The following is a 6,453-nucleotide window of genomic DNA, read 5'->3' as shown; positions in this document are numbered from 1 at the left end:
CCGTCCGACTCACTTGCGCGGCAACCCCATCACCAGGGTCGCGATCGTGTTGAGCTGGATCTCCAGGGTTCCGCCGCCGATCACCCAGGTGGGGATGTCGAGTTCGTGATGCACGACCTCGTTCACCGTCTCGCTCAGTGCGGCGGCCGGGCCGATCAATTCGAGCGCCGCCGCCGCGGCGTCGGTGTGCAGCATGGCGGCGGCGGCCTTGGCGATGCTCGTGCCCGGTCCGACCGGCTGGCCGTCGAGCCTGCGGATCGTCTCGCGCAGGTTCATCGCCGAGATCGCCGCGCCGCGCGCGCTGATCCGGCCCAGGGTGCGCAGCGCCGCGTCGCGGCTGCCCGCGAACTCCTCGCGCTCGATGATCCCCACGATGCGCTTGTTGTGGCCGGGATCGCGGACACCGCCGATGAAAAGCCGTTCCTGGGCAAGGGTTTCCAGCGTGAGCGCCCAGCCCTGTCCCGGCTCGCCGAGCACCATCTCGTCGGGGACGAAGGCGTCGTCGAAGAACACCTCGTTGAACTCGGCGTCACCGCTGGACTGGGTGATCGGCCGGACGGTGACGCCCTCGCCGTGCATGTCCACCAGGAACACCGTCAGCCCGCGATGACGCTCGGCCTCCGGGTCGGTGCGGGCCAGCAGCAGACCCCAGTGCGAGCGATGCGCCAGCGTGGTCCAGATCTTCTGGCCGTTGAGCCGCCAGCCGCCGTCGGCCCTGGTGGCGCGCAGGCTCAATGACGCCACATCCGAACCCGCCTCGGGCTCGCTGAACAGCTGGCACCAGATCTCCTCGCCGCGCAGCGCGGGCGCGGCCAGGCGGGCGAGCTGTTCGGGGGTGCCGCGCTGCAGCACGATCGGCACCACCCACTGGCCGATGCCCATCGACGGCTGGGCGATGCCGTGCTTGTCGAACTCGTCCTGCAGGATCAGCTGCTCGAGCGGCCCGGCCTCGATGCCGTAGGGCTTGGGCATGGGCGGACAGACCAGGCCGTGGTCGGCGAGCAGAGTGCGGCGCGGGCCGATGGCGACCATGTCCAGGTCGCCGAGCGTACTCGGGTTCGGATTGTCCAGTGCCGCAGCCTGATCCAGGATGCCGGACACCCAGTTGCGGAATGTCGGGTCGGTCTCCGGCAGCGGCACGGCGAAGTTGCGCGGACCGTCCATCGCGACCTCGCCCAGCCTGCGCTCCCAGATCTCACCCGGCCCCGCCAGCCCGGCCAGGGTGATGGCGCGGCGCCAGTACAGGTGCAGATCGTGCTCCCAGGTGAAGCCGATCGCGCCGTGCAGGGCGAGGCATTCCACCGCGGCGTGCACCGCGTTGCCCAGCGTGGTCAGCGCGGCCGCGGCGACGGCGTGCACGCGCTGACCGGGCTCGTCGTCGAGACCGCGCACCGCGTCCCAGGCGGCGGCGGTCGCCAGTTCGCTGGTGATGAGCAATTGCGCGGCCCGGTGCTGGACGGCCTGGAAGGCGCCGACCGGACGCCCGAATTGCTTGCGCGCCTTGATGTATTCGGTGGCGGTGTCCGAGCACCAGCGGATCACGCCCGCGGCCTCGACCGCCAGGAAGGCGACCACCAGGTCGGCCGCGCGGTCGCCGTCGACGCCGCTGAGTTCGGCGCTCGGCGTCGCGTGCGTGAAGACGACCCGCCCGATATCGCGACCGAGGTCGGCGCCGGGCTCGGCGGTCACTGTGACGCCTGCGGCGTCGGAGTCGATCAGGAACCAGCGCCCGCCCGCCGCCACGACGAAGACCTGCGCCGCGACCGCGCCGAGCACCGGTCCGGTGGTCCCGGTCAGGCTCGCCGCATCCTCGCCGAGAGCCACGGCGTGCTCCGGGGTGACGACCGCACCGGTCGCGCCCTCGGCGAACCGGCGCAGCGCGGCCTCGGTGTGCTCGCCCGCCTCGGCTCCCGACACCACGGTGCTGGCGAGCACGCTGGGCAGCAGCGCGCCCGGCAGCAGCGCCTTACCGAACTCGGCGATCACCACCGCGATCTCCTCGAGCGAACCGCCCTGCCCGCCGACGTTCTCCGGTAGATGCACGCCGGTCAGTCCGGTCGCGACGAGTTCGGCCCAGAACGAGGGCAGCTCACCGCGCCGCAACTGCTCGGTGTTCTTCCGGGTGTATTCGCGGGTGGCGTGACGCGCGGCGAATCCGCCGACGCTCTCCGCCAACGCCGCTTGATCGGCGGTCAGGGCAACAGGCACGTTCACTCACTCCCGGTCGGGGGACCGGTTCGGTCCCGGCTCGCTACGGCTCCCAGATTAGAACAGGTTCTAGAATCGTGGTGCCGTGTTGAGCCGGGCCGTTCGGGTCAGTGACCCATGCCGATGCCGCCGTCGACATTGATGACGGTGCCGGTGATGTAGGCGGCGCCGGGGGTGAGCAGGAACGCCGTGGTGGCCGCGACCTCTTCGGGCTTGCCGAAGCGGCCCAGCGGAATGGCCTGCAGGGCGATCTCGGCGACCTTCTCGTTGACGCCTGCCGCCATGTCGGTCTCGGTGAAGCCGGGCGCGATCACGTTCGCGGTGATATTGCGCGAACCCAGCTCGCGCGCCAGCGAGCGCGCGATGCCGACGACACCGGCCTTGGCGGCGGTGTAGTTCACCTGACCGGGCATACCGGCCAGACCGGAGGCCGAGCCGATGATGACGATGCGGCCCAGCCGGTTGCGCACCATATTGCGGGTCGCGCGCTTGATCACCCGGAACACGCCGGTCAGGTTGGTGTCGATGACGCGGCTGAACTGCTCGGTGTTCATCCGCATGATCAGGGTGTCGTCGGTGATGCCCGCATTGGCGATCACGGCCTCGATCGGACCGTCGGTCTTCTCGATGTGGGTGAACGCGGCGTCGACCGAGGCGTCGTCGGTGACATCGCACTCCACGCCGTGCACCCCGTCGGGCACCGTCGACCCCCGGTGCGTACCCCAGACGGTATGCCCTTCGGCGACGAGGTGGCCGGCGATCGCGGCTCCGATTCCGCGATTGGCGCCGGTGACGAGCACGCGCATGGGGTTGCCTCCGAAAATATGTCGTACCAGTAAGGATTGGATCGGCCGCCCGGCCCGGTTGTGCCGTCGACCGCCGCCGACAGCATAGGGGTGCGGGTCACACGCGCTCCCGGCGGCGCATGCGTGGCGTGTGCGGCGGCGCCGGTCGTTCCACCGACAGAAACCGACCGCTCACAACGGTAGGGTCACCGTCGCCGGACGATCACGCCCGATTTCGCCGTGTTGTCCGGTGTGCAACCCCACCGCCGACATGCTGGCGACCGCGGGTACCGATGACAGCCTCATCCTCTGGAACACCGCGACCCTCCGGCAGATCCGCCGCATCGACCACGGCCACATCGGAAACGTCAACGCCATCGCGTTCTCCCCGGACGGCGCCATCATGGCCACCGGCGCCTTCGACGGGGCCCTGCGGCTCTGGGAGAGCGCCAACGGCAAGATGATCGGCGAACTCGGCTTCCCCGACTCGATCTTCGGCCTCACCTTCGCCCCGACGGCAAATCCCTCGTCGCGATGGGCTATTTCGACGGCGCCGTCCTGATCCGCGACACAGCCGACGGTCCGGTCGTGGACGGCCCGCTCGACCCCGGCCCCGAGGGCGCGGTCGACATCGCCGCCTACAGCCCGGACGGCGGCACCGTCGCCACCGCTGTGGACGGCGTGATCACTTTCTCGCCCCTCCCGGCGCGGTAGACCGCCGCTCCACCGGACCGCCGCCCGAGGAGCTCGATCAGGATGCCGCCGCGCCTGCGCGACGTCCCCTCACGTGGTCTCGGATTCGGCCGAGCTGCCGGCAGGCGTCCACCCGGTGCTCGGCGACGATCCCGTCCGGACCCCGACGCCGTCCATGTCCTTCGGTCAGGCGTCCGGCGGAAACATGCCGGGCAGGTCGAGCGCGTATTGCAGGTCGGCGCGGGTGCCGAGGACGGGGAGCAGGAATCGGATCATGGTGAGCCGGGCGGCGTCCACGACCTCCGGGGCGGGCTCGCCCTCGGCCGCGGTGGAGATACGGAAGATCACGTACTCGCACAGGTGCAGGGCGGCGTCCAGATCGAGCGGCGCGGGGGCGGGTCGGCCCAGAGCAGCGAATCTAGCCCGGACGGCGGCGCGGATGTCGTCGAGGGCGCGCTCGCGGTAGGCGGAGACGGGGGAGGCCGGGTCGTGGAACTCGGCGAACAACGGGCCGAGCATGCGTCCGTGCCCGCGCGCCCAGTCCAGGTAGGCGTCGATGAGGCCGACGGTCAGCGGCACCGGATCGGCCGAGGCGCGCAGGGCGGCGTGGATACCGCCGGTGAGGCGGTCGTTGGATTCGGTGAGCAGGACGTGCAGCGGTTCCTCGGCCTTACCGAAGTAGCGGTAGAACGTCGGCCGGGCCAGCTCGGCCTGTTCGAGGATGCGTGCGACCGTCATCCCGCGAGAACCGTTGCGGCTGAACACTTCCGCGGTGGCGCGCACGATGCGGGCGCGCACCTGTTCGGCCTGCCGCTCGCTCTGCGGCGGTCTGCCGCGGCGGGCCGCCCTCGGTTCGGGCCGGGCGGCGTCGCGCTCGTCGGCGCCCACGCCTGCCGCGGATACGTTCGCCTCGGGCTGCGCCGCTCCGGCCGCCACCAGGCCGGGACGGTGGACCCCGGGTGCGACCTCGGCGGTGTCGGGCGAGCTGGTCTCGGATGGCATGGTGCAACCTCACAGGACGACGGCGGCGGCCGCGGTGCGCCGCCACGAGAAGCTTGACACCGGGCCGTGCTGCGTCATTAATCTAACACTGGTGTTCAGTTGAACACTCAACGATCCCCGCCCCCACATGCCGGAGAGAGCGCCGATGACGACCGTTACCCCGCCCGCCGCACTGTCCGCCGACCTGGTGAAGCCGCTGCTGGACCGCGCCGTCGCGGGCGGCGCGGGCACCGTCGAGGTCTTCGCACCCGTCACCGGAGCCAAGATCGCCGACCTGCCGCAGTCCTCGGTCGAGGACATCGACCGGGCCTTCGTCACCGCCCGCGCGGCACAGCGGGAATGGGCGCAGCGGCCGGTGCGCGAGCGGGTCGCCGTGCTGCGCCGCTTGCACCGGATCGTGCTCGCCGAGCAGGACACCGTCCTCGACATCGTGCAGACCGAGACCGGCAAGTCCCGCGCGCACGCCTTCGACGAGGTCGCCGATGTGGCGGTGAACGCGAGATACTACGCGGCGCAGGCGAATCGACTGCTCGGCACGCGCAAGCCGCGCGGCGTGCTGCCGGTGCTCACCACAGTCGATGTGCTGCATCGTCCCAAGGGCGTGGTCGCGGTGATCTCGCCGTGGAACTACCCGCTGGCGCTCTCGGTCTCCGACGCGCTGCCCGCCCTGGCCGCGGGCAATGCCGTGGTCGCGCGCCCGGACAACCAGACCGCGCTCACCACCCTGTGGGCGATCGACGCCGCCGAGCGCGCCGGGCTGCCGAAGGGCCTGTGGCAGGCGGTGCTCGGTCGCGGCTCGGTGATCGGCGGGGAGGTGATCGACCGCGCCGACTACGTCGACTACACCGGTTCCAGCGCGACCGGCCGGACCATCGCCCAGCAGGCCGGGCAACGGCTCATCGGCTACTCGCTCGAACTCGGCGGCAAGAACCCGCTGCTGGTGCTGGAAGACGCCGATGTCGGCCGGGCGGCGAAGATCGCGGTGCGCGCGTGCTTCGCCTCCGCGGGCCAACTGTGCGAATCCATCGAGCGAATCTACGTCCACGAGGCCGTCCACGACCGTTTCGTGCGCGAATTCGTCACCGCGGTCGAGGGCATCGAACTCGGTGGCGGACTGGACTATCGCGCCGACATGGGCTCGCTGACCTTCCAGCGCCAGCTCGACACCGTGCGCGCCCACATCGACGACGCCGTCGCCAAGGGCGCGACCGTGCTGGCCGGCGGCCGCCACCGCCCCGACCTCGGCCCGTTCTTCCACGAACCCACCGTGCTGACCGGCGTCACCCCGGAGATGACCGTGCACAGCGAGGAAACTTTCGGCCCGGTCGTCTCGATCTACAAGGTCGCGAGCGAGGACGAGGCCGTCGAGGCCGCCAACGACACCCCCTACGGTCTCAACGCCTCCGTCTGGACGAAGGACGCCGAGCGCGGCAGGCGGGTCGCCGCCCGCATCCAGGCCGGATCGGTCAACGTCAACGAAGGGTTCATCGCCGCGTGGGGCAGCGTCGACGCGCCGTCGGGCGGCCTGGGGATCTCCGGCACCGGCCGCAGGCACGGCCCCGAAGGCCTGCTCAAGTACGTCGACACCCAGACCATCGCCACCCAGCGGGTGCTGCCGGTCGCCCCGCTGCCGGGCATGTCCGAACAGCTGTGGGCCCGGGTCATGACGCTCTACCTGCGCATCATGAACATCCTGCGCCAGAAGTGAGAAGAGCTGCCGGGCAGCAGTTTCTGCCCGGCGCACGCTGATCGAGGCACACGCTTT

At 70.9% G+C, this 6,453-nt stretch carries 6 protein-coding genes; 3 read left to right on the top strand and 3 right to left on the bottom strand.

From position 1 onward, the window contains the following. Window positions 1–9: 9 nt before the first annotated feature. Both ON26_RS16020 and fabG read right to left on the bottom strand, forming a co-directional pair. A complete protein-coding gene (locus tag ON26_RS16020; RefSeq protein ID WP_040796965.1) occupies window positions 10–2,208 on the bottom strand; it encodes an acyl-CoA dehydrogenase family protein in 2,199 nt (732 codons plus the stop codon). A gap of 107 nt (window positions 2,209–2,315) precedes the next feature. Next, window positions 2,316–3,014 (bottom strand): 3-oxoacyl-ACP reductase FabG, encoded by a 699-nt coding sequence (gene fabG / locus ON26_RS16015; protein WP_040796956.1) that lies wholly within the window; start codon window positions 3,012–3,014, stop codon window positions 2,316–2,318. A gap of 229 nt (window positions 3,015–3,243) precedes the next feature. Between fabG and ON26_RS16010 the strand changes: the two genes are divergently transcribed. Then, on the top strand, window positions 3,244–3,555 hold the full coding sequence (locus tag ON26_RS16010) for a WD40 domain-containing protein (RefSeq protein ID WP_040796955.1): 312 nt from the start codon (window positions 3,244–3,246) through the stop codon (window positions 3,553–3,555). Continuing rightward, the gene (locus ON26_RS16005) at window positions 3,528–3,707 is read left to right on the top strand and encodes a hypothetical protein (RefSeq protein ID WP_040796954.1); all 180 of its coding nucleotides are present in this window, start codon (window positions 3,528–3,530) and stop codon (window positions 3,705–3,707) included. Before ON26_RS16010 ends, ON26_RS16005 begins: the two co-directional genes overlap by 28 nt. Window positions 3,708–3,872: 165 nt before the next feature. Here the strand turns inward: ON26_RS16005 and ON26_RS16000 are convergent, their stop codons facing one another. Next, complete coding sequence (locus ON26_RS16000; protein WP_083884126.1) at window positions 3,873–4,688, bottom strand: TetR/AcrR family transcriptional regulator; 816 nt, start codon at window positions 4,686–4,688, stop codon at window positions 3,873–3,875. 145 nt (window positions 4,689–4,833) lie between these two features. Between ON26_RS16000 and ON26_RS15995 the strand changes: the two genes are divergently transcribed. Continuing rightward, entirely contained in the window at window positions 4,834–6,396 is a 1,563-nt protein-coding gene (locus tag ON26_RS15995) for a succinic semialdehyde dehydrogenase (protein WP_040796953.1), read from the top strand. Window positions 6,397–6,453 lie beyond the last annotated feature (57 nt).

Source organism: Nocardia higoensis NBRC 100133 (assembly GCF_000308595.1).
Lineage (GTDB): Bacteria > Actinomycetota > Actinomycetes > Mycobacteriales > Mycobacteriaceae > Nocardia > Nocardia higoensis.
This window is presented reverse-complemented; position numbering and strand designations above follow the sequence as displayed.

What these genes read in the sequence shown, in the direction of transcription:
- fabG (WP_040796956.1), bottom strand. Translation starts at nt 3,014, where the DNA reads ATGCGCGTGCTCGTCACCGGCGCCAATCGCGGAATCGGAGCCGCGATC.
- ON26_RS16005 (WP_040796954.1), top strand. Translation starts at nt 3,528, where the DNA reads ATGGGCTATTTCGACGGCGCCGTCCTGATCCGCGACACAGCCGACGGT.
- ON26_RS16000 (WP_083884126.1), bottom strand. Translation starts at nt 4,688, where the DNA reads ATGCCATCCGAGACCAGCTCGCCCGACACCGCCGAGGTCGCACCCGGG.
- ON26_RS15995 (WP_040796953.1), top strand. Translation starts at nt 4,834, where the DNA reads ATGACGACCGTTACCCCGCCCGCCGCACTGTCCGCCGACCTGGTGAAG.